This is a genomic window from Thalassospira sp. NFXS8 (assembly GCF_040148805.1).
Classification (GTDB): domain Bacteria; phylum Pseudomonadota; class Alphaproteobacteria; order Rhodospirillales; family Thalassospiraceae; genus Thalassospira.
The window spans coordinates 1,592,945-1,612,219 of the sequence record NZ_JAGEMF010000001.1; the positions used below are offsets into that span (position 1 = coordinate 1,592,945).

At 52.7% G+C, this 19,275-nt stretch carries 13 protein-coding genes; 9 read left to right on the forward strand and 4 right to left on the reverse strand.

What is annotated here, in order from left to right:
- Positions 1 to 67 precede the first annotated feature (67 nt).
- Together J4E05_RS07265 and J4E05_RS07270 are read right to left on the reverse strand one after the other, a co-directional pair.
- Positions 68 to 2,026 (reverse strand): methyl-accepting chemotaxis protein, encoded by a 1,959-nt coding sequence (locus J4E05_RS07265; protein ID WP_349593818.1) that lies wholly within the window; start codon positions 2,024 to 2,026, stop codon positions 68 to 70.
- 322 nt (positions 2,027 to 2,348) lie between these two features.
- Positions 2,349 to 4,355, reverse strand: a complete 2,007-nt coding sequence (locus J4E05_RS07270; protein WP_349593820.1) for a methyl-accepting chemotaxis protein — start codon at positions 4,353 to 4,355, stop codon at positions 2,349 to 2,351.
- A 733-nt stretch (positions 4,356 to 5,088) separates the two neighbouring features.
- Between J4E05_RS07270 and J4E05_RS07275 the strand changes: the two genes are divergently transcribed.
- Positions 5,089 to 7,074 carry a BCCT family transporter gene (locus tag J4E05_RS07275; protein WP_349593822.1) on the forward strand — a complete coding sequence of 662 codons (1,986 nt, stop codon included), beginning with the start codon at positions 5,089 to 5,091 and terminating at the stop codon, positions 7,072 to 7,074.
- Between the two features lie 230 nt (positions 7,075 to 7,304).
- Positions 7,305 to 9,011, forward strand: coding sequence for a methyl-accepting chemotaxis protein (locus J4E05_RS07280; RefSeq protein WP_349593824.1), 1,707 nt, complete (start codon positions 7,305 to 7,307; stop codon positions 9,009 to 9,011).
- 167 nt (positions 9,012 to 9,178) lie between these two features.
- Here the strand turns inward: J4E05_RS07280 and J4E05_RS07285 are convergent, their stop codons facing one another.
- Entirely contained in the window at positions 9,179 to 10,132 is a 954-nt protein-coding gene (locus J4E05_RS07285; protein WP_349593826.1) for a diacylglycerol/lipid kinase family protein, read from the reverse strand.
- Between the two features lie 203 nt (positions 10,133 to 10,335).
- Here J4E05_RS07285 and J4E05_RS07290 point away from each other — a divergent pair, with 203 nt between their 5' ends.
- On the forward strand, positions 10,336 to 11,271 hold the full coding sequence (locus J4E05_RS07290; protein ID WP_349593828.1) for a UDP-2,3-diacylglucosamine diphosphatase: 936 nt from the start codon (positions 10,336 to 10,338) through the stop codon (positions 11,269 to 11,271).
- Positions 11,268 to 12,407 (forward strand): glycosyltransferase family 4 protein, encoded by a 1,140-nt coding sequence (locus J4E05_RS07295; RefSeq protein ID WP_349593831.1) that lies wholly within the window; start codon positions 11,268 to 11,270, stop codon positions 12,405 to 12,407. The genes J4E05_RS07290 and J4E05_RS07295 overlap by 4 nt, the downstream gene beginning before the upstream one ends.
- 2 nt (positions 12,408 to 12,409) lie before the next feature.
- Here the strand turns inward: J4E05_RS07295 and J4E05_RS07300 are convergent, their stop codons facing one another.
- On the reverse strand, positions 12,410 to 13,084 hold the full coding sequence (locus J4E05_RS07300; protein ID WP_349593833.1) for a BUD32 family EKC/KEOPS complex subunit: 675 nt from the start codon (positions 13,082 to 13,084) through the stop codon (positions 12,410 to 12,412).
- A 471-nt stretch (positions 13,085 to 13,555) separates the two neighbouring features.
- Here J4E05_RS07300 and msbA point away from each other — a divergent pair, with 471 nt between their 5' ends.
- Genes msbA through J4E05_RS07325 form a run of 5 tightly spaced genes read left to right on the forward strand, consistent with a single transcriptional unit; the run spans position 13,556 to position 19,228 of the window.
- On the forward strand, positions 13,556 to 15,319 hold the full coding sequence (msbA, locus tag J4E05_RS07305) for a lipid A export permease/ATP-binding protein MsbA (protein WP_503012333.1): 1,764 nt from the start codon (positions 13,556 to 13,558) through the stop codon (positions 15,317 to 15,319).
- Positions 15,320 to 15,324: 5 nt separating this feature from the next.
- The gene (locus tag J4E05_RS07310; protein WP_168184913.1) at positions 15,325 to 16,092 is read left to right on the forward strand and encodes a lysophospholipid acyltransferase family protein; all 768 of its coding nucleotides are present in this window, start codon (positions 15,325 to 15,327) and stop codon (positions 16,090 to 16,092) included.
- Positions 16,089 to 17,378 carry a 3-deoxy-D-manno-octulosonic acid transferase gene (locus J4E05_RS07315; RefSeq protein ID WP_349593838.1) on the forward strand — a complete coding sequence of 430 codons (1,290 nt, stop codon included), beginning with the start codon at positions 16,089 to 16,091 and terminating at the stop codon, positions 17,376 to 17,378. Before J4E05_RS07310 ends, J4E05_RS07315 begins: the two co-directional genes overlap by 4 nt.
- Complete coding sequence (gene lpxK / locus J4E05_RS07320) at positions 17,365 to 18,339, forward strand: tetraacyldisaccharide 4'-kinase (RefSeq protein WP_349593841.1); 975 nt, start codon at positions 17,365 to 17,367, stop codon at positions 18,337 to 18,339. The genes J4E05_RS07315 and lpxK overlap by 14 nt, the downstream gene beginning before the upstream one ends.
- The gene (locus tag J4E05_RS07325) at positions 18,329 to 19,228 is read left to right on the forward strand and encodes an LpxL/LpxP family acyltransferase (RefSeq protein ID WP_349593843.1); all 900 of its coding nucleotides are present in this window, start codon (positions 18,329 to 18,331) and stop codon (positions 19,226 to 19,228) included. Before lpxK ends, J4E05_RS07325 begins: the two co-directional genes overlap by 11 nt.
- The last annotated feature ends 47 nt before the right edge of the window (positions 19,229 to 19,275 follow it).

Below are 19,275 nucleotides of genomic sequence, written 5' to 3' on the forward strand. Positions count from 1 at the left end.
AAAGCTAACGTTGCTCGCCAATCCCAAACACCACCACGGAACGGCATTTTATTGCCCCGAAATAAACCTATGCCGCGCGAATGGTTGTCATGAACTGTTCGGTTGCCCCGCGTAATTCGGTGAAGTTTTCCGACAGCATACTGGCCGCGCCCAAAACCTGCTGTGCAGCCGCCCCGGTTTCACTGACAGCTTCGCTAACCCCGGTAATATTGGCACTGACAATAGAGGTGCCCGATGCTGCCTGTTCAACATTGTGGGCAATTTCCCTGGTTGCCACACTTTGTTCCTCGATCGCGGATGCAATTGCCGCTGCTATACCGTCCATATCATGAATGGTTTTGCCAATATCTTCGACATCGGTCGCCGCACGCCGGGTTCGGGCCTGAACATTTTCCAGCTGATTACCAATATCGCCAATGGCTTTGGCGGTTTGTTCGGCCAGGTTTTTCACCTCGGTTGCAACAACGGCAAACCCGCGCCCGGCATCCCCCGCCCGTGCGGCTTCAATGGTTGCATTCAGGGCCAGTAAGTTGGTTTGCTCGGCGATATCGGAAATAATTTTCAAAACCTGGTCAGTGCTTTGGGTTGCATCCATCAATTCACGCATCGAGCCATAGGTTGATTGCGCCTGATCCACCGCCTTGCGCATCATATCGGTCGATAGCGTAACCTGCCGGTTAATTTCGCCAATCGCCATATTAAGCTGCTCGGTTGCGGCAGCCACCGAATTGACATTGCTGCTGGCTTCCTCGGTTGCCGAGGCAACCGCTGTCGTCCGGTGGGATGCACCTTCAGCAAGAGAGGACATTGAATTGGCAGTGGCCTGCAATTCTACCGATGCGGCGGCCACTGCCTCGACAATTTTGCCAACACTGGATTGAAAATCATCGGCAGTACGATGCATCAACTCACGGCGTTGTTCCGCCATGCGCGTTTCCTGCAACTTTGCCTCTGCTTCCAGTTCGTGATTGCGAATGGCACCTTCCTTGAAAACCTGAACCGCATTGCACATTTCCCCGATTTCATCCGACCGGTTGCGGGCCGGCACCTCGACGGCAAGGTCATTATCAGATAATCGATGCATCACCCCGGCAATGCCCATAATTGGTTGTGAAATGCGGGTTCCCAAAATAATTGCAATCGTGAACCCTAAAATCACACCAATTAGCGAGGCCGCAACAATTTCCTTTTCTGCCAAAGAAATACCAGCTGTCATCGACTGGCGGATTGCCTCTTCGCCAGCAGTCAGATGACTCAAAAGGCTTTCGGCATTTTCAACAATTGCCTGGGTGGCCTTTGCCATATCATTATTAACAAGCAATGCAATTTGCACCTCGTCATGGCGCACGGCTTCAAATACATTGCGGTAATCGCCCAACAGGCTGGTAGCACTTGCTACCACCTTGTCTTGCCCGATCACACCTGCCGATTTTCCAAGAACATCAAACGATTTTTCAAGTTTGGCAAATTCGGCGGCGGCCTGTTCTCCAAAACTGTCATCCTGGCGACCAATAAGGATATTGGCATATAGCCTTGCCAGTAACGCATGTTCCCGCGCCGCTACTGCTTCGGTAATCGTGGCAGTGTCCCCGCTGGCTATTGCTGCGGCAATAATCTGGCCAAGCTCGGCAACAATTTTTTCACCGTCCGGTTCCATTTTATCCAGGATCAGGCCGTGATATTCATCGCTTAGCGCTCTGGCACGGGAAAAATCACTGATATAAGACGCCAGATCAGCTTCCATCTGAGCAATACGGGCAAGATCTTCAGGATCGGTCAGGCGGGACCGGGCCTGCTCCAGCATTGGTAAAATTCCGTCGGCCAGTTGAAAAACAGCCTCGGCATCGGCATCATTCGCGGTATTGGCAAATTCCCGCGCATGCAGCCCCAAACGGATAAATCGCGATTCAATGCGCGCGGTTAAGCTCGCCTGATCAACCTTCTCTGAAAACTCTCCGACGCCATGCGACACAACAACAAAGCTGGCATAGGAATAAACCAGCGCAGCAAGCAAAACCAGTAACACAACAGAAAACCCGAGAACGATTTTCGTCCTGATTCTTAGATGCGCAAACATATAAGGCTTTCCCCCGAAAACTTACCGCGAATGCGGCCCAACCGAGCCCGTCGCCGCTTCGCCAATACGGCGTTTTTGTATGAACAATTGCCATCAAAGGTTATATTTGACGTCGCTAACCTATATTTCAATACATGCCGGTTGGCGCATAAGGATAGGAAGCGCACCTATCCAGGAGGATGGATCGCATAAAAAAATCCAGCTGCTTTCGCAGCTGGATCAAGGTTCAGGAGACAAAATCGGAAATAGATATTTAACCCGGGTTCAATCCCTATGCTGCCTGGATGACGGAAACAAATTTGTCGGTTGCCTGTCGCAGAACCACAAAGTTCTTTGACAGGCTTTCGGTTGCCGCCTGAACCGCTTCGGATGCCGCACCGACTTCGTTTACCGTGGAATTAACATTGCCGATATTTTCACTAACAACCCTGGTGCCTTCCGCAGCCTGGCTGATGTTATAAGCGATCTCACGGGTGGCAACATTCTGTTCCTCGATCGCTGCGGCAATATTTGACGAAATTCCATCCATCTCTGCGACTGATTTGCGTACAATACTGACCATGCTGACAGCATCACCGGTTCGTTTCTGAACGTTCACAATCTGATCGGAAATTTCCTGTGTCGCCTTGGTTGTCTGAACAGCCAATGCCTTGACTTCGCTTGCAACAACCGCAAATCCCTTACCGGCCTCGCCTGCACGTGCGGCTTCAATTGTGGCATTTAGCGCCAAAAGATTTGTTTGTTCGGCAATTTCGGTAATCAGCTCCAGAACAGATGCAATACCATTGGCCGCGTTGGACAATTCTTCCATTGTCTTCTGCGTTGACGATGCCTGGTCAACCGCTGTCTGCATCAACTTCGAAGACAGGCTGACCTGGCGGTTAATTTCGTCAATTGATGCATTCAGTTGTTCGGTTGCCGCCGCAACAGAACTGACATTGCTGCTGGCTTCCTCGGTGGCACCGACAACGGTATTGGATTGACTGCCAGCTTCGACAACCAGGCCAACCATGCTGGCCGATGTCGCTTGCAGTTCGGTCGAAGCGGCCGCAACAATGTGCAAAATTTCGCCTACACTGATATTAAAGTTTTCAGCGGTACGGTTCATCATTTCCCGGCGCTCGATAACAGCCAGACGTTCCTGTTCAACCGCCTGTTCTTCCAGTTCTCGCGCCCGTAATGTATTTTGGCGAAACACCTCAACCGACCGCGCCATGCTGCCAATTTCATCTTTCTGGTCGGTCGCCGGAATGACAACGTCGAAGTCATTGTTCGCCAGCCGGCGCATGGTTTCGGTAATCCGCATGACCGGCTGAGACAACCGAACCCCCAATACCAGGGCAAGAACCACACCAACAACAAGACCCGCAAGGCCTGCGATCAGCATGTCAGTCATTGTTGACTTAATTGTAGTCTCGGTTGATTGACGAATATTTTGTTCAATACGTTGAAAATCGTCCAGTAAAGCTTCGGCATTATAAACAATAACCTCGGCCGCTTTGGCCATATCGCCATCGATCAGTTCAACAATCTGGCGTTCGTCACTGCGTATAATGTCAAAAGCCTTGCGATATTCGTCAAAGACCTGCCGGGAATCATCCAGTGCCTTTTGTTGCTCCTGCTCAATCCCCTGTTCGGATAATTTATCAAAACTTTTGCTCAGGGCTTCGAACTCGTTTGCAGCACGTTCCCCAAAGCTGTCATCTTTGCGCCCGATCAGGATGTTGGCATATAAGCGCGCCAGAAGTGCGTGTTCCCGGGCTTTTGCAGCCTGGTCCATCATACCGGTGTCATCCCGGTTTTTGGCCAGATCAACAATATGACCAAGGTCGGCAATCATACGTTCGCCGTTCGGCTCCAGCCTTTTAAGGATAACAGATCGATATTCGTCGCTAAGTTCTTTCGCCCTGTCAAAATTTTCCAGGTAGGCGTTCAGATCCCGCTCCATTGTATCAAGTGCATCGATGTGAGCCTTGTTGATAAAAACCGCGCGGGCCGCCTCAATAAGAGGCTGCAAATCACGGGCAGCCTTGCGTACGGCTTCGGCATCCTTTTCGCGACCGGAATAGGCAAACTCGCGGGCATGTAGCCGCAGTTTTACAAAATTTGCCTCGATATGAGAGGTCAGGGTCGCCTCTTCAACGCTTAGGGCATATTTTTTCACGTCCTGGGAAACCGTAAAAAAACTGTAGCCAGAAAAAGCCAGCGCCGAAAGAAGAACGGCTAGGACAACGGCAAAGCCAATAAATATTTTGGTGCGAATTTTTAAATTCGACATTTGATTGTTCGTTGTTTCTGCCGCTATCCGCATATCGCCGTTGCAGGCAATCACCATTCACCTGGCCAATCTATACAGACGCATAGTTTCGCAATATCCACATTTAGGGAGTGTCAAAACCCGCGCAAAAAAAAGACCGCACTTCACGGGGATAAAGTGCGGCCGAGTCAGAGGCAAAGCCCGGAAATATCCGAATGCCTGTCCGGTTTACAAAAACGGATAAGGGAGGATCACGGCACATATCAGCCGGCTGCCGGCGAATTCTCTTTAACGGTAAAACCCGCTGCCAGCGTGACTTTCGCTGTGGTGACGGTCTTATGTCTATCCTGTTTCGCAACCCGGCACAGTCCCCATATTGGGACTGTAAATTTACCCTGATTGCCCCTGAAAAAAAAGCACCGCCACCTCGCGTAAAACCCCTTCCAGCCTGATAGCACCGCGCCCGGAACACCCCTTAATGGTTATGGAACAAAGCTGTTATTGCTCGCGTTCAGGAATAAGGGAGCCTCTGACACAAACCTGAAAACGTTTGAGCAACCGTTGCAACGTGCCGGTTGGGTCCATGTGGCAGGGGAGATGTTTCGATACACGTTGAGGCAGCAAAACGGGCGCTATGCCCGACCGGCAACACCCTGCCAAACGTGCATCAAAGGCGAAACCATTCCCAAAGAACGGCGAACCGCGTCGGCCCCGCCGGGGCCTGTCGAAAAACCGAATATTTGGAGAAAATTGAATGTCATCGTCCGACAACGACGTGGCTGAAAAACCCAAATCGCAACTATGCCCGCCTGTTTTTTTCGGGTCTGCGATTTTGATTTTTCTGGTGGTTTTATTCACCATCACTATGCCCGAAACCGCCAAAGGTACCTTTGACAACGTACAGTCATGGTTAACCGGTAATTTTGGCTGGTTCTATATGCTCAGCGTTGCTGTGTTTTTGTTTTTCTCGTTGGGGCTGGCCGTCAGCTCCTATGGTGAAATCAAGCTGGGACCCGATGATTCCGAACCTGATTACAGTTACACATCCTGGTTTGCCATGCTGTTTAGTGCTGGCATGGGCATCGGGTTGATGTTTTACGGGGTTGCCGAACCGGTATTACATTACGACAACCCGCCCATTGGCGATGGTGGCACCATGGATGCTGCCCGCGAAGCCATGTCGATTACATTTTTCCACTGGGGCATTCATGCATGGGCGATTTACGCCGTTATGGGCATGTCGCTGGCCTATTTCAGTTTTCGGCATAATTTACCGTTAACAGTGCGTTCAGCCCTGTATCCGTTGATCGGCGAACGCATTCGCGGGCCGATTGGCCATACGGTTGATATTTTTGCCGTTCTTGGCACCATGTTTGGTGTGGCAACCTCCCTGGGGCTGGGGGTTTTACAGGTTAATTCCGGGCTGCATTATCTGTTTGATGTTCCCCAATCCGAAATTACCCAGTTAATCCTGATTGCCGTTATTACCGGCTGTGCAACCATGTCCGTGGTTGCGGGCCTGGATAGCGGGATCAAACGCCTGTCTGAACTGAATCTGTTTTTGGCGCTGGCCCTGTTGCTGTTTGTGTTGCTGGTTGGCCCGACAGTTTATCTGCTGCAAACCCTTGTCCAAAATGTTGGCCTGTATCTTAGCGAGGTCGTCAATAAAACCTTTAACCTGTTTGCCTATGAACCCAATGACTGGATTGGCGGCTGGACCCTGTTTTACTGGGCCTGGTGGATTGCGTGGTCGCCGTTTGTGGGCATGTTCATCGCCCGCGTTTCACGGGGCCGGACCATTCGTGAATTTGTTATCGGCGTGCTGTTTGTACCGGTTGGCTTTACCTTTATCTGGCTAACGTTTTTTGGTAATGCCGCGATGTGGCTTGATATGGGGCCTGCGGCCGGGGCCATTTCCGACGCCGTCGGTGCCGATATTTCAACAGCCCTGTTCAAATTCCTCGAAAACTTTCCGTTCGCCAGTGTTTCATCCCTGCTGGCAACCATTCTGGTGGTGACCTTCTTTGTCACATCATCGGATTCAGGTTCATTGGTGATTGACATCATTACATCGGGTGGTCAGGAAGACCCGCCAGTTTGGCAGCGGGTTTTCTGGGCCGTTACCGAGGGTGTTGTTGCCGCTGTGCTGCTGGTGATGGGGGGGCTGAATGCCTTGCAAACCGCATCGCTTACTGCAGCACTGCCCTTTTCCATTGTCATGTTGTTTGTCTGTTATGGCCTGCTAAAAGGGCTAAGGCTGGAAAAGCTGAAGAAATACAGCATGGGACTGGCACCGGTAACATCGGTGCATGGCGCGCATGTGCCGTGGAAAACCCGGTTACAAACCATTGTCAGTTACCCGCGGCTGGACAGATGCAAAACATTCCTGGGTGAAACAGCCATTCCCGCCCTTGATGCCGTTGCCATGGAATTGCGCGGGTCGGACCTGAACGTAAATGTTAGCCATGATGACATGGAAGTTCGGCTGGAAATATCCCATGGCGATGTTCAGGATTTTGTCTATGGCGTACGTTTGCGCAGTTATTCACTGCCCGATTTCGCCTTTCCTGAAAGCAAATCGCCGGCAAAAACAAACAAATACTATCGCGCCGAGGTCTTCCTGCTTGATGGCGGGCAGGATTACGACGTGTTTGGTTACAACAAGGAACAGGTTATCGCCGATGTGTTGAACCATTACGAAAAACACCGGCATTTCCTGCATTCGTCTGCAACAGCATAACATCTGAAAACCCGGCATCCATATCTGAAGGATGCCGGGTTTTACCCCGCCAGCAATAACAGAGATGTCGTATAGCCTGACAAATGCCTGTCAATACCGTTTTCCGACTTGATACCCAACCTTAAGATGATTAAATCATAATTAACTATAATAAAAGTGGCCATTTCTTATTTGGTGTCTCGGTAGACGATTAATCAGCATTTTCACACCTTCCATATCGGGGACGACACATGCAGCTGGGAAAATTTGGTATAGCAACCAAGATATTCGCCATTATTGCCGTTCTTGGCATCGCGATTATTGCCATATCTGCCAACGGTTATTACAGCCTCAACACCATGAATCAGTCGTCCCGGGTGCAGGAAGCTGCCGGCAACGAGGCCCTTGATGGGCTGCGACTGACAAAGCTGGTGACATCCCTGAACCGGGCCGAATTTCGCATTGCAGCTGACCCCTCCCCCGAGACCATCACCGAATTGAACAAAACCATTACCCGCGAAAGCGCGGAGTTCAAAAATATTCTCGCTGAAACATCGAAGACAGCAGGCCCGAAACGTCTTGCGCTGCTGGAAGATGTTCAAAATCGCTATCAGGTTTATCGCCAGGGAGTGGGAAAGTTGCTGCAAACGGCAAACAGCAGCCTCACAGACACTGATAGCGGCAACCTTGCCGGTTCACTGGTTGGTATTGCACGTGCCAACCGCGAAGGGGCCCGCGACCTGAACAATAGTATCCGTGCCTATGTTACCTATGCCGAAAAACGCCTGGACACATCCATTGCGGCGGCAAACACGGCATTTGGCACTGGTGTTACAATTACCATAATTGTCGCCATTGGCGGCCTTGCCCTCGGGCTGGGTTTGGGGATCATCATTGCCAGATTTGGTATCGTATCGCCGATCCGCAAAATTGTCGTCGCCTTGAAAGAACTGGCCAACAACAACCTGGATATCGAGGTTTACGGCACGGACCGGGCTGACGAAATTGGCGAGATTGCCGGTGCAATGGAAATTTTCAAAACCAATATGGCCCGCAACCGCGAAATGGAAGAAGCCGCCGAACGTGCCGAGCAACAGGCACAAGAGGACAAGCGCCGGATCATGGAAGATCTTGCCAACCAGTTTGAACAGACAGTTGGCGCGATTGTGACCATCGTGGCATCGACAGCGACCGAACTGGAAACAGCCGCTCAAGTCCTGACAGGGACGCTGGATGAAACCAACAGCCAGTCCAGTAATGTGTCCGCCGCGGCCACACAGGCCAGCACCAATGTTGAAACTGTTGCGACCGCCTGCGAAGAACTGGCCGCATCCGTGCGCGAAATTGGTGAACAGGTTTCAAATTCGTCTGATGTGACACAAATGGCCGTCGAAAAAGGCCTCGAAACCCAAAAAACCGCCGAAAGCCTGGTCGAATCGGTTCAAAAAATCGGTGAAGTCGTTAATCTTATTCAGGATATTGCCGCCCAAACCAACCTTCTGGCCCTGAACGCCACCATCGAGGCCGCCCGCGCCGGAGATGCCGGCAAAGGCTTTGCCGTGGTGGCATCCGAAGTAAAAAATCTGGCCACTCAAACGGCAAAGGCAACGGATAACATTACCAGCCATATCGCCGAAGTTCAAAATGTCACTCAGACCACGGTCGATGCCATTCGCGATATTTCCGATGTCATTTCACGCACCCGCGAAACATCGTCCTCAATTTCATCGTCTGTTGAGGAACAAAACGCCGCCACCGAGGAAATTGCCCGCAATATTGCCCAGGCCTCGGCTGGCACACACGATGTTTCCGCTGCGATATCGCAAGTCAGCGAAGCCGCGAACGAAGGCGGAGCTGCAGCAGGGCAGGTTTTATCAAGCGCACGCGAGCTTTCAACCTCGGCCGAAAATTTACGCCGCGAGGTCGATAACTTCATTGCCAAGGTCCGCGCAGGTTAGGGCAAAATCAGGCCCGACACAGGGCTACGCACATAATCGAAAAAACCGGACCGTAGCAGTACGGAAAAGACCATCAATATCGGGGAACATGACAGGGACTGTTTGCGACAAAAGCAGATGTCATGTTTCCTGTCAGGCCACCTGCCGCCGCCCCAGATGAAATGTGACTATTGGGCGGTACCGGCTATTTTTAGCGGCTCGGCCTGCGTGGAAGAGGACCCTGCGGTGACCCCGGGATAGGCGCGAGGCACCATCAGCCGCACCGGATAGGGCGACAGGCTGATTTCACAGGGCATTTGCCCGGCACTTTCCCCGTCGATCTGCACGGGGGCGGGGCCACAATGGCTGGTGATTGTTAACCGTTCGGTGCGGATCACGCTGACGTCGGATTGGCGAAAAAGGCGGTTCATTGTTAAGGCTAGCCCATAGCGTGCGGTTGCCAGGCTGCCGCTGGCGGGCATTAAAACCACATCCAGTTTGTTATCGGTCAGGCTGGCCTGCGGCGAAATGATAAACTTGCCGCCATAATGGCTGGCATGGGTGGCAACCACCCCGGCCACCCGGTATTGGTCACGACCGATATTAACCTCAAAATCGCGATGGCGGGGAAAGGCAATATTGCGCAGCCCTTCAAGCACATAGGCCCCCTTGCCAATCAGCCGTTTTAATTTCAGCGATACATTTGCCACCGTGTCGGCATCGGCACCGATACCGACCATCAGAAAAAACGCACGCCCGTTTACCAAACCGGGCCGCACCCAGACATGAACCGGGTCGTTGATATAGCTGGCAACCGCCCGCGTATTTACGCCCAGCCCAACTTCCACAGCCAGCACATTTGCCGTTCCCAACGGAATGATTCCCAATGGCGGAACGTCGTGACCCTCGATTTGCGCATCAAGCAAACCATTCAAGGCCTCGTTTAACGATCCATCACCACCCGCGACATATAACCGCCGCCCGGCGCGTACCCGCTTTGCCAGTTCTCGGGCATGACCGGGATGAGTTGTTTGTAATAATTCAACTTTTACCCCTGCCCGCTGAAGTATAGATGACAAAAACCGCTGTTTGTTACCACCGGCACGCGGGTTGAAAATAATCGTGATGCCATCATCAGACATGAAACAAATATTACCTGTAATAAAAATGAAAAATAGTTTCTTTACCCCCTTATACAAAAGTAAACATGTAACAAAATCCTTTCAATACTGATAAATTTATGTGAACGGGTTATGTGTTCGCTCTTTTTGTTTTATTCAGATAGTGGTCGAGCCCAATAAAACGGTGCCTGACCATCCTTTGAATGGGGACATGGAGGGCAACGATGACAGCAATGAACACGAAACCGCATTACCGCACGGTGTGGATTTCTGATGTACATCTGGGAACACGCGGTTGCCAAGCAGAATTGCTGGTAGATTTTTTAAATGAAGTCACGGCCGATACCTACTACCTGGTCGGCGACATCATTGATGGCTGGCGACTGAAAAAAAGCTGGTACTGGCCGGAAAGCCACCATGCCGTCATCACCAACATCATGGAAAAGGCCAAAAATGGTGCGAAGGTTATCTTCGTGCCTGGCAACCATGATGAATTTGCCCGTGAATTTGTCGATATGACATTTGGTCATGTCGATGTCCGCATGAACGACATTCACACCACCGCCGATGGCAAACGCCTGCTGGTCATACATGGCGACGAATTTGACGGGGTTGTCAAATATGCCCGCTGGCTCGCCTATCTGGGCGACACGGCCTATAACCTTGCCATCATGCTGAACCGGTATTTCAACGCTGCCCGGCGCAAACTGGGTTACGGCTACTGGTCGCTATCGGCGTATCTTAAAAACCGGGTTAAAAACGCGGTTCAGTTCATTTGCGACTTTGAAACCGCCGTGGCCCACGCCGCAACCAAACGCAAGGTTGACGGGGTGGTTTGCGGCCATATTCACCACGCCGAAAAACGCATGATCGGCAAGGTTCTGTATTGCAATGACGGCGACTGGGTTGAAAGTTGCACCGCCCTTGTCGAACACAGGGATGGCGAGCTTGAATTGCTGCACTGGGCTGAAATGCGCAATATGGCGATGTCCTATATTGGCCCGCCCGATGCCAACAGCAGCACCCCGGCAAGCCTGGGCCTGGGACGGTTAATGTCCCTGTTTCGAAGTGCCACACCACAATCCACGTCCGCACATTCGGGGAAAGGCCGCGCTTCGGGCGCGCAAACGCAAAACACCCCCATGGGAAAAACAGCATGAGAATTCTGATTGTCAGCGATGCCTGGCGCCCGCAAGTCAATGGCGTTGTCAGAACGCTGGAAACCGTGCGTGACGAACTGATTGCCGACGGACACGACGTTCGCGTCATTTCGCCCGATCAGTTTACAACCATTCCCTGCCCGACTTACCCGGAAATCCGGCTGGCCATTTTTGCCCGGCGCAAATTGTCGCGCATGATTGACGCGATGCAACCTGTTGCCATTCATATTTCAACCGAAGGCCCCCTTGGCCAGGCGGCGCGGGCCTATTGCCTGAAACGTAAATTACCGTTTTCAACCGCCTATCATACCCGGTTCCCCGAATATCTTCACGCGCGGACCAAATTGCCGCTTTCCATTTCCTATCGCGGGATGCGCCGTTTTCATGGCAAATCACAATCGGTAATGGTCGCCACAGATTCCCTGCGCGATGAACTGACCCAATGGGGGTTTGACAATTTGCAAATCTGGTCACGCGGGGTGGATTTATCGCTGTTTCACCCGCGTGAACATGCCAGCTTTGGCGATTTTCCAAAACCACACTGGCTGTTTGTTGGCCGGGTCGCAGTCGAAAAAAATATCGGCCATTTTCTAAACCTTGACCTGCCCGGCACCAAATTTGTCGTCGGGGACGGCCCCCAGCTAAACGAATTGAAACAAAAACATCCCCAGGCGCAGTTTCTGGGCAAAAAAACCGGCGAAAGCCTGGCTGTTGCCTTTGCCTCGGCCGATGTTTTTGTCTTTCCCAGCAAAACAGATACCTTCGGACTGGTCATTCTTGAAGCCCTGGCATCGGGCACACCGGTTGCCGTTTTCCCGGTGCAAGGCCCTGCCGACATTGTACGCGGCACCAAGGCAGGCGCCATCAACGACGATTTGCGCCAGGCCGCCCTTGATGCCTTAAAACTGAACCGCGCCGATGCCCGCGCCCTGGCTGAAAAATATAGCTGGCATCATTCGGCTCAGCAGTTTTTGCACAACCTTGCCCCGTTTTCGGGCGGGTTTAATGGCGAAGTCGCCGCCAGAATTACCCTTTCCGAAGGCCTGGGCACCGGCACGGCACAAGATAGCCCCCTCATCGCAGGAGCGACAAGCGCCCCGCAAAGCGATATTCCGCAACCCCAGCCTGCCCAATAATTTTATTGGATTGTGCTGTTGTTGCTATTTTCACCAATGCGCGGGTTGCCCGCAAGTGACCCGACATCGCGATACAGGGTTTGATATGTTTGCAACGCGGTAATGGCATCGGTGCCCAGCCAGCGGCGGAACAATAGCAGCAATAAATAGACCGGGAAAATCCGATGCAGCACCGTTGCCAGTGGCCGCAAGGGCGCTGCATTGCGACCTGCATGCAACTGATATTTATGCCATCCCAGTTGTAAAAGATCGGGCCGTTTTTTTATTTCACGCTGGATTGAAAACAAAAACAGCAAAACGTCACGTGCCTGCGCATCGGCGATCGGCATGCATCCTTCCGGGTCTTCTTCAAAATCGATAAACCCGGTGCTGCCATCCTTGCAAATCGTGATGTTACGCAACAATGGCGCGCCATGGGCGCACTCACGGGCATGTAAATCGGCCAATCCGGTTGCGGCCCTTTCAATCAGGTCACAGGTTTTAGCTGTGTCACCCGCTGCCACCGCCGCCTTGATCTGATCTTTCAGGATGTGGCCATTATCGCGCAGCACAATCCAGTCATCATCGATCATAACCAGTTCAGGAACATGAACGCCGTGGTCGCGCATGCGCAATAAATGGCTGGTTTCAAAACGCAACCCGCGACAACCGCCAGGCGAAACAGTAGGGCGCAACATTGGAACCGCCAATATACCGGCGGCAGCACGTTGAAAACGGTGCCATACCTTTTGTTTCGGGGCGACAGCCTGTTTGACCCACAAACGTTGGCCGTGCCAACACAATGGAAACACACGGGCACCCGGCCCGTGCGACAGAGTACATTCAATCGTATTTTTAAGGTGTTTGCTCATTTCTTATTTTTTTAAACGAACCATATAACCTGCAATGCGGTGCATGACTTTTGCGGTGCTGTACGAATTTCCCGATGCCAGCCTGTGCCTGGCGACATACGGATACTTGCCGTCAAGCCATCACCGTGGTAGCAAACTGCACGGAAAATCGGGCAGAATTGGGCCTTGATAAAAGGCAAAACAGGGGCAACCCACCGGAAAAATCCGGTTTCACCAAGCTGTGCCACAACAACCAGGAATATCTTCTTGTCCAAGCAAAATATCGACCATACCAGCGATCATTGGAATACATGGCCGATGGTCAAACGGATCGTTCGTGAGGCGGTTCGCCCCTATATCGGTAAAATTGTTCTGGCCCTGTTATTCATGGTGGTCGTCGCGGCGACAACCGGCGCGTCTGCCTGGCTGATGGACCCGGTAATCAATGAAATTTTCATCAACAAAAATGGGGCCATGCTGTTTCCGGTCGGGGCTGCGGTTTTAATCACCTTTGCCCTTAAGGGCTTTGGCAATTATGGGCAGGCCGTGATGATGAGCTATGTCGGCGGGCGCATTCTGGCCGACATTCAAAACCGGCTTTATAATCATGTCATGAGCCTGGATATTGGTTTTTTCCATGGTACGAACAGTGGCAAGCTGATTGCGCGCTTTACCAGCGACGTTGGCGCCATGCGATCCGCCGTATCCGAAAGCCTGACCGGGTTTGGCAAAGACCTGATGTCGGCAATTTTTCTGATCGCGGTGATGTTCTTCAAAGACTGGCAACTGGCCTTCATTGCCATTTTTGTGTTCCCGATCGCCATTCTTCCCATTGCGCGCCTTGGCAAACGCATGCGGAAAGTGTCGGCAAACACGCAGCAACAAATTGGCGAATTTGCCACCTTGCTGGAACAAACCTTTCAAGGCGTTCGTCATGTCAAAGCCTATGGCATGGAAGAATATGAAAGCACCCGGGTCGGCAAACTGGTTGATTATATTTTCCGTCTGAATTTCAAGGCACAAAAAGTCCGGGCGCGGTCATCCCCCATTATGGAAACACTGGGGGGCGTCGCCGTCACCGCCATCATTGTTTATGGTGGTTACCGGGTGATCGAGGGCAGCAACGACGCAGGCGGTTTTTTTGCGTTCATTACCGCCCTGTTAATGGCCTATGAGCCAGTCAAACGCCTGGCCAATATCAACATGAATTTGCAGGCTGGCCTTGCAGCATCGCAACGGGTTTTCACCATTCTGGATATCGAACCCGATATTAAAGACAAACCCGATGCAAAGGCACTGGCTGTTTCGGGGGGGGCCGTTCGGTTTGATAATGTTGATTTCACCTATGGTGAAGACGGCGAAAACAATGCCCTTAGCGGCATTAACCTGGATATCGCCGCCGGACAAACCGTGGCCCTTGTCGGACAATCGGGTGCCGGGAAATCAACCATTCTGAACCTGATCCCGCGGTTTTACGACATCAACAATGGCAGTATCTCGGTTGACGGGCAGGATATTCGCGATGTGAAACTTGCCAGCCTGCGCCAGGCAACAGCGCTGGTCAGTCAGGAAATTTCCCTGTTTGACGATACGGTTCGCTCCAACATCGCCTATGGCAGATCCGGTGCCAGCGAAGCCGAAATCGAGGAAGCGGCACGCAATGCCGCAGCCCACGATTTTATCATGCAGCTTGAAAACGGCTATGACACCATTGTTGGGGAACATGGCGTCAAACTTTCGGGTGGGCAACGCCAGCGCATTGCCATTGCCCGGGCGATGCTTAAAAACGCGCCGATCCTGCTGCTTGATGAAGCAACCTCGGCACTTGATACAGAGTCCGAACGCCACATTCAAACAGCCCTTGCCCACCTGATGAAAGACCGGACAACGCTGGTGATTGCGCATCGCCTCTCGACGATTATCGATGCTGACAAAATTTGTGTTATTCATCGTGGCAAGCTGATCGAACAGGGAAAACACGAAGAGTTACTTGCCCTTGGCGGCGCCTATGCCAACCTGTATAACCTGCAATTTTCCGAAGAACCGGGTAAAAACCCGCAGATGGTGGCAAATCAGGACTGAGACGCGTGAAGTGGTATAAGGGAATTATCAAAAGCCAAATGGCACGGGCAACCCTGTGCCATTTGGCGGCATTTTATATTCGTGTCATTCGCCATACAGGGCGCTGGCGCCAAAACGGCACCGACTTGCCACGCCAGATGCTGGAAAACGGGCAACCCTTTATTGTTGCTTTCTGGCATCAACGCCTGTTGATGATGCCCTATACCTGGAAAATTGTGGGGGGGAACACCCCTTTTAACATGCTGATTTCATCACATCGTGATGGCGAAATCATTTCGCGTATCATTGGCCATTTCGGCATTGCGACCATTGCCGGATCCACTGGCAAGGGCAAAGGCGGGGCCAATGCCCTGCGCAGCATTTTGAAATCCCTTAAGGCTGGCGAAGTTGTTGGCATGACCCCCGATGGCCCGCGCGGTCCGCGCATGCGTGCCTCAAGCGGCATTATCACTGCCGCCAAAATGAGCGGCGTCCCCATCTTCCCGCTGACTTATTCCATAACCAGCCGCCGGGTTATGCGTAGCTGGGACCGGTTTGTATTACCATTTCCATTTTCCAGCGGGTCCTTTTCCTGGGGGGATCCAATTTACGTGGACAAGGGGCTGGACAATGACGGGCTGGAAGCAAAACGCCAGGAACTGGAAGACAAACTCATCAGCCTGACCCAGAAATACGACCGTGAATATGGTCTGGACATTATCGAACCGGCAGGGCTTGATGAAGTGGCCAAACAAAAACGGCCCCGCCGTGACGCCGGAGACGCCACACAATGAGCCTGTTTTACGCCTATCGCGCGGCAACGCGCATGTTAGGCCCAATTGTTGGGCTTTATCTGCATCGGCGTAAAAACCGCGGCAAGGAAGACCCTGGCCGCATTGGCGAACGTTTTGGTCACCCCGGCCAACGGCGCCCCAACGGCCCTTTGGTATGGATCCACGGGGCCAGTGTGGGGGAATCCCTTTCAGCGCTTCCGGTTATTGATCGCCTGCAACGCGACCATCCCAAATTTCACATACTGGTCACAACCGGAACGGTTACCTCGGCGCGCATGATGCTGGAGCGCCTGCCCGAAGGGGTTATTCACCAGTTCATCCCGGTTGACCGGCAGGTTTATGTTGCCCGGTTTTTGCACCACTGGCGGCCTGATATCGCCCTGTGGCTGGAAAGCGATTTGTGGCCCAATATCCTGACGCGGGCACGCAAGTCGGGAACAAAAATTGCCCTGCTAAATGGCCGCATTTCCGAACACAGTTTTAAAAGCTATCGCCGGTTTTCGTCTTTCATTCGCCCGGTCATGGCCTGTTTTAATGTTGTTCTGGCGCAAACCAGCGAAGAATCCGCCCATTTCACCGAACTGGGCGCACCAAACGTTATGACCACCGGCAATCTTAAATTTGCTGCCCTTCCGTTGCCGGTTGATGAAACAGACCTTCAAAAAACCCGCGAACAACTTGATAACCGGCCGGTCTGGCTGGCATCAAGCACCTTTGAGGGCGAAGAAACCATCGCCGCAGAAATCCACGTAAAACTGCGCGAAAAACACCGTGGCCTGTTAACCATTGTCGTGCCGCGTCATCCCAACCGCGCCCCCGCCATTGAGGCCGCCCTGATGGCAAAGGGCCTTCGCGTAGCCCGGCGTAGCATGGGACACATCATTACCCGCGATACAGATATATTTCTGGGCGATACCATTGGCGAAATGGGGCTTTATTATCGGCTGGCGCCAATCTGCTTTATTGGCAAAACCCTGGCTGTCGGCGGCGGACAAAACCCGCTGGAACCCGCCCGGCTGGGCTGTGCGATCCTGCATGGGCCAGATATGAGCAACTTTAGCGAAATAAGCCGCGAAATGCTGGCCGAGCGCGCCTGCCGCCCCTGTACGGATGCCGAAGATCTCGCCCGCCAGCTTGACCAGTTGCTGACAAACCCGGCAGCCTGCACGGCGCTAACCCAGGCAGCCAGCACCTATGCCAGCAGCAAGGCCGAAGTACTTGATCGTACCATGACTGCGATCAACGACCTGTTCGTGGCGTGCCGGGGGCCCCATGCACGCCCCTGACTTTTGGCAAAAAAACGGTTTCCTGGCCCATATACTTAGCCCGGCATCATGGATATGGCGTGCCGGTGCAGCGTGGCGACAGGCAACGACAACGGCCTTTCACCCCGGCTGCAAGGTCATTTGCCTGGGAAATTTCACAGTGGGCGGAGCAGGCAAAACGCCGTCGGCCCAGGCATTACAGGCCATTTTGCGCAACCTTGGCCATACCCCCCATTTTTTAAGCCGGGGATATGGCGGAAGCCTGACCGGGCCACATCAGGTTGCCATTAAAACCGATACCGCCATGCAGGTTGGGGATGAACCCCTGTTGCTGGCGCGTTTAGGCCCGGCATGGATTTCGCAAAATCGTGCGGCGGGTGCGCGCGCAATCAAACAGGCCGGTGCCGATGTCATTATCATGGATGACGGGTTGCAAAACCCCGGCGTAATAAAAGATTTGGGCATTGTTGTTATTGATGGTGCCACCGGTTTTGGCAATGGCCGGGTGATGCCAGCCGGGCCAATGCGCGAAACATTGCAAAGCGGTTTTGCCAAAGTCGGCGCGGCCATTATCATTGGCCATGATAAAACCGGTGTCCAAAAACATATTCCGGCCCATATACCGGTTTTCACCGCCAAAATCGTTGTGCAAAACCCCACTGATTTTGCCGGGCAAAAAGTTGTCGCTTTTGCCGGCATTGGACGCCCGGAAAAGTTTTATCAAAGCCTGCGTGATTGTAATGCCGACATTGTTGGCACACATGATTTTGCCGACCATCACATGTATAAACCTGACGAAATACAGGCATTACAAGGGTTGGCACAAAAGCATGGCGCGCATCTCGTCACCACAGAAAAAGACCTGGTGCGCTTGCCTTTCGCCGCTCAAAACACCATAAAGACCCTGCGCATTGCCCTGGAATTTGACGATATGGCTGGCGTGATAAATTTGATCAAAACGGTATTTGCCAATGGCGCATAAGAACAGCAACATCAGTAATTTTCAGCGTTTTTTCAGCTATCCCCTGCAGGGGTTGATTACGCATATCTTTTTCTGGTTGTTTGCGGCCCTGTCGATTGACAAGGCATCGGCCTTTGGTGCCCGTATTGGCCGCTGGATTGGCCCCAAACTAAGTGTCACGCGACGTGCCCGCAAAAACCTGGAACGGGCCTTTCCCGAAAAAAATACCGCCGAGATCGACGAAATTATCGGCGATATGTGGGAAAATCTGGGCCGCAGTGTTGCTGAAGTTCCCCATATCCATAATATCCGTCCCGGGTCGGAACGACTGGAAGTGGTTGGGCTGGAAAACGGCCTTGCCCTTAAAAACGACGACAAACCCGGCCAGTTTTTTACCGCGCATGTTGGTAACTGGGAAGTTGCCATGTTGCTGGCCCGGGCAATGGACCTTGACATGATGTGCGTATACCGCGCACCCGATAACCCCTGGGTCGACAGGATTTTCACCCGTGCCCGGCGCGGTTTTCAGGGCGAACTGGTCCGCAAGGGGCCGGAAGGCGCACGCAAGCTAACGGCCTTTATGCGCAAAGGCGGCCATGCCGCCATGCTGGTTGATCAGAAAATGAATGACGGCATTGCCGTGCCGTTTTTTGGTCGCGATGCCATGACGGCCCCGGCACTGGCGCAATTTTGTCTGCGTTATGATGCCCCGGCCGTACCTGTACGCTTGGAACGCCTGCACGGGGCGTATTTCCGCATGACCTTTTACCCGCAACTCGATATTGTTAAAACCAGCGATCGCCATGCTGATATTCTTGCAATCATGACGAACGTAAACGCCATCATGGAAGGCTGGATCCGCGAGCGTCCTGCACAATGGCTGTGGGTACATCGCCGCTGGCCTGACTGATCCTGACCTGGAACTTCCGCTGACCCGAAGATGGCCTACCGGAATGC

Bases quoted from the DNA above. Each gene is read 5' to 3' on its own strand.
- J4E05_RS07270 (WP_349593820.1), bottom strand. From the start codon at position 4,355: ATGTCGAATTTAAAAATTCGCACCAAAATATTTATTGGCTTTGCCGTT.
- J4E05_RS07275 (WP_349593822.1), top strand. From the start codon at position 5,089: ATGTCATCGTCCGACAACGACGTGGCTGAAAAACCCAAATCGCAACTA.
- J4E05_RS07280 (WP_349593824.1), top strand. From the start codon at position 7,305: ATGCAGCTGGGAAAATTTGGTATAGCAACCAAGATATTCGCCATTATT.
- J4E05_RS07285 (WP_349593826.1), bottom strand. From the start codon at position 10,132: ATGTCTGATGATGGCATCACGATTATTTTCAACCCGCGTGCCGGTGGT.
- J4E05_RS07290 (WP_349593828.1), top strand. From the start codon at position 10,336: ATGACAGCAATGAACACGAAACCGCATTACCGCACGGTGTGGATTTCT.
- J4E05_RS07295 (WP_349593831.1), top strand. From the start codon at position 11,268: ATGAGAATTCTGATTGTCAGCGATGCCTGGCGCCCGCAAGTCAATGGC.
- J4E05_RS07300 (WP_349593833.1), bottom strand. From the start codon at position 13,084: ATGTTGCGCCCTACTGTTTCGCCTGGCGGTTGTCGCGGGTTGCGTTTT.
- msbA (WP_503012333.1), top strand. From the start codon at position 13,556: ATGGTCAAACGGATCGTTCGTGAGGCGGTTCGCCCCTATATCGGTAAA.
- J4E05_RS07315 (WP_349593838.1), top strand. From the start codon at position 16,089: ATGAGCCTGTTTTACGCCTATCGCGCGGCAACGCGCATGTTAGGCCCA.
- lpxK (WP_349593841.1), top strand. From the start codon at position 17,365: ATGCACGCCCCTGACTTTTGGCAAAAAAACGGTTTCCTGGCCCATATA.
- J4E05_RS07325 (WP_349593843.1), top strand. From the start codon at position 18,329: ATGGCGCATAAGAACAGCAACATCAGTAATTTTCAGCGTTTTTTCAGC.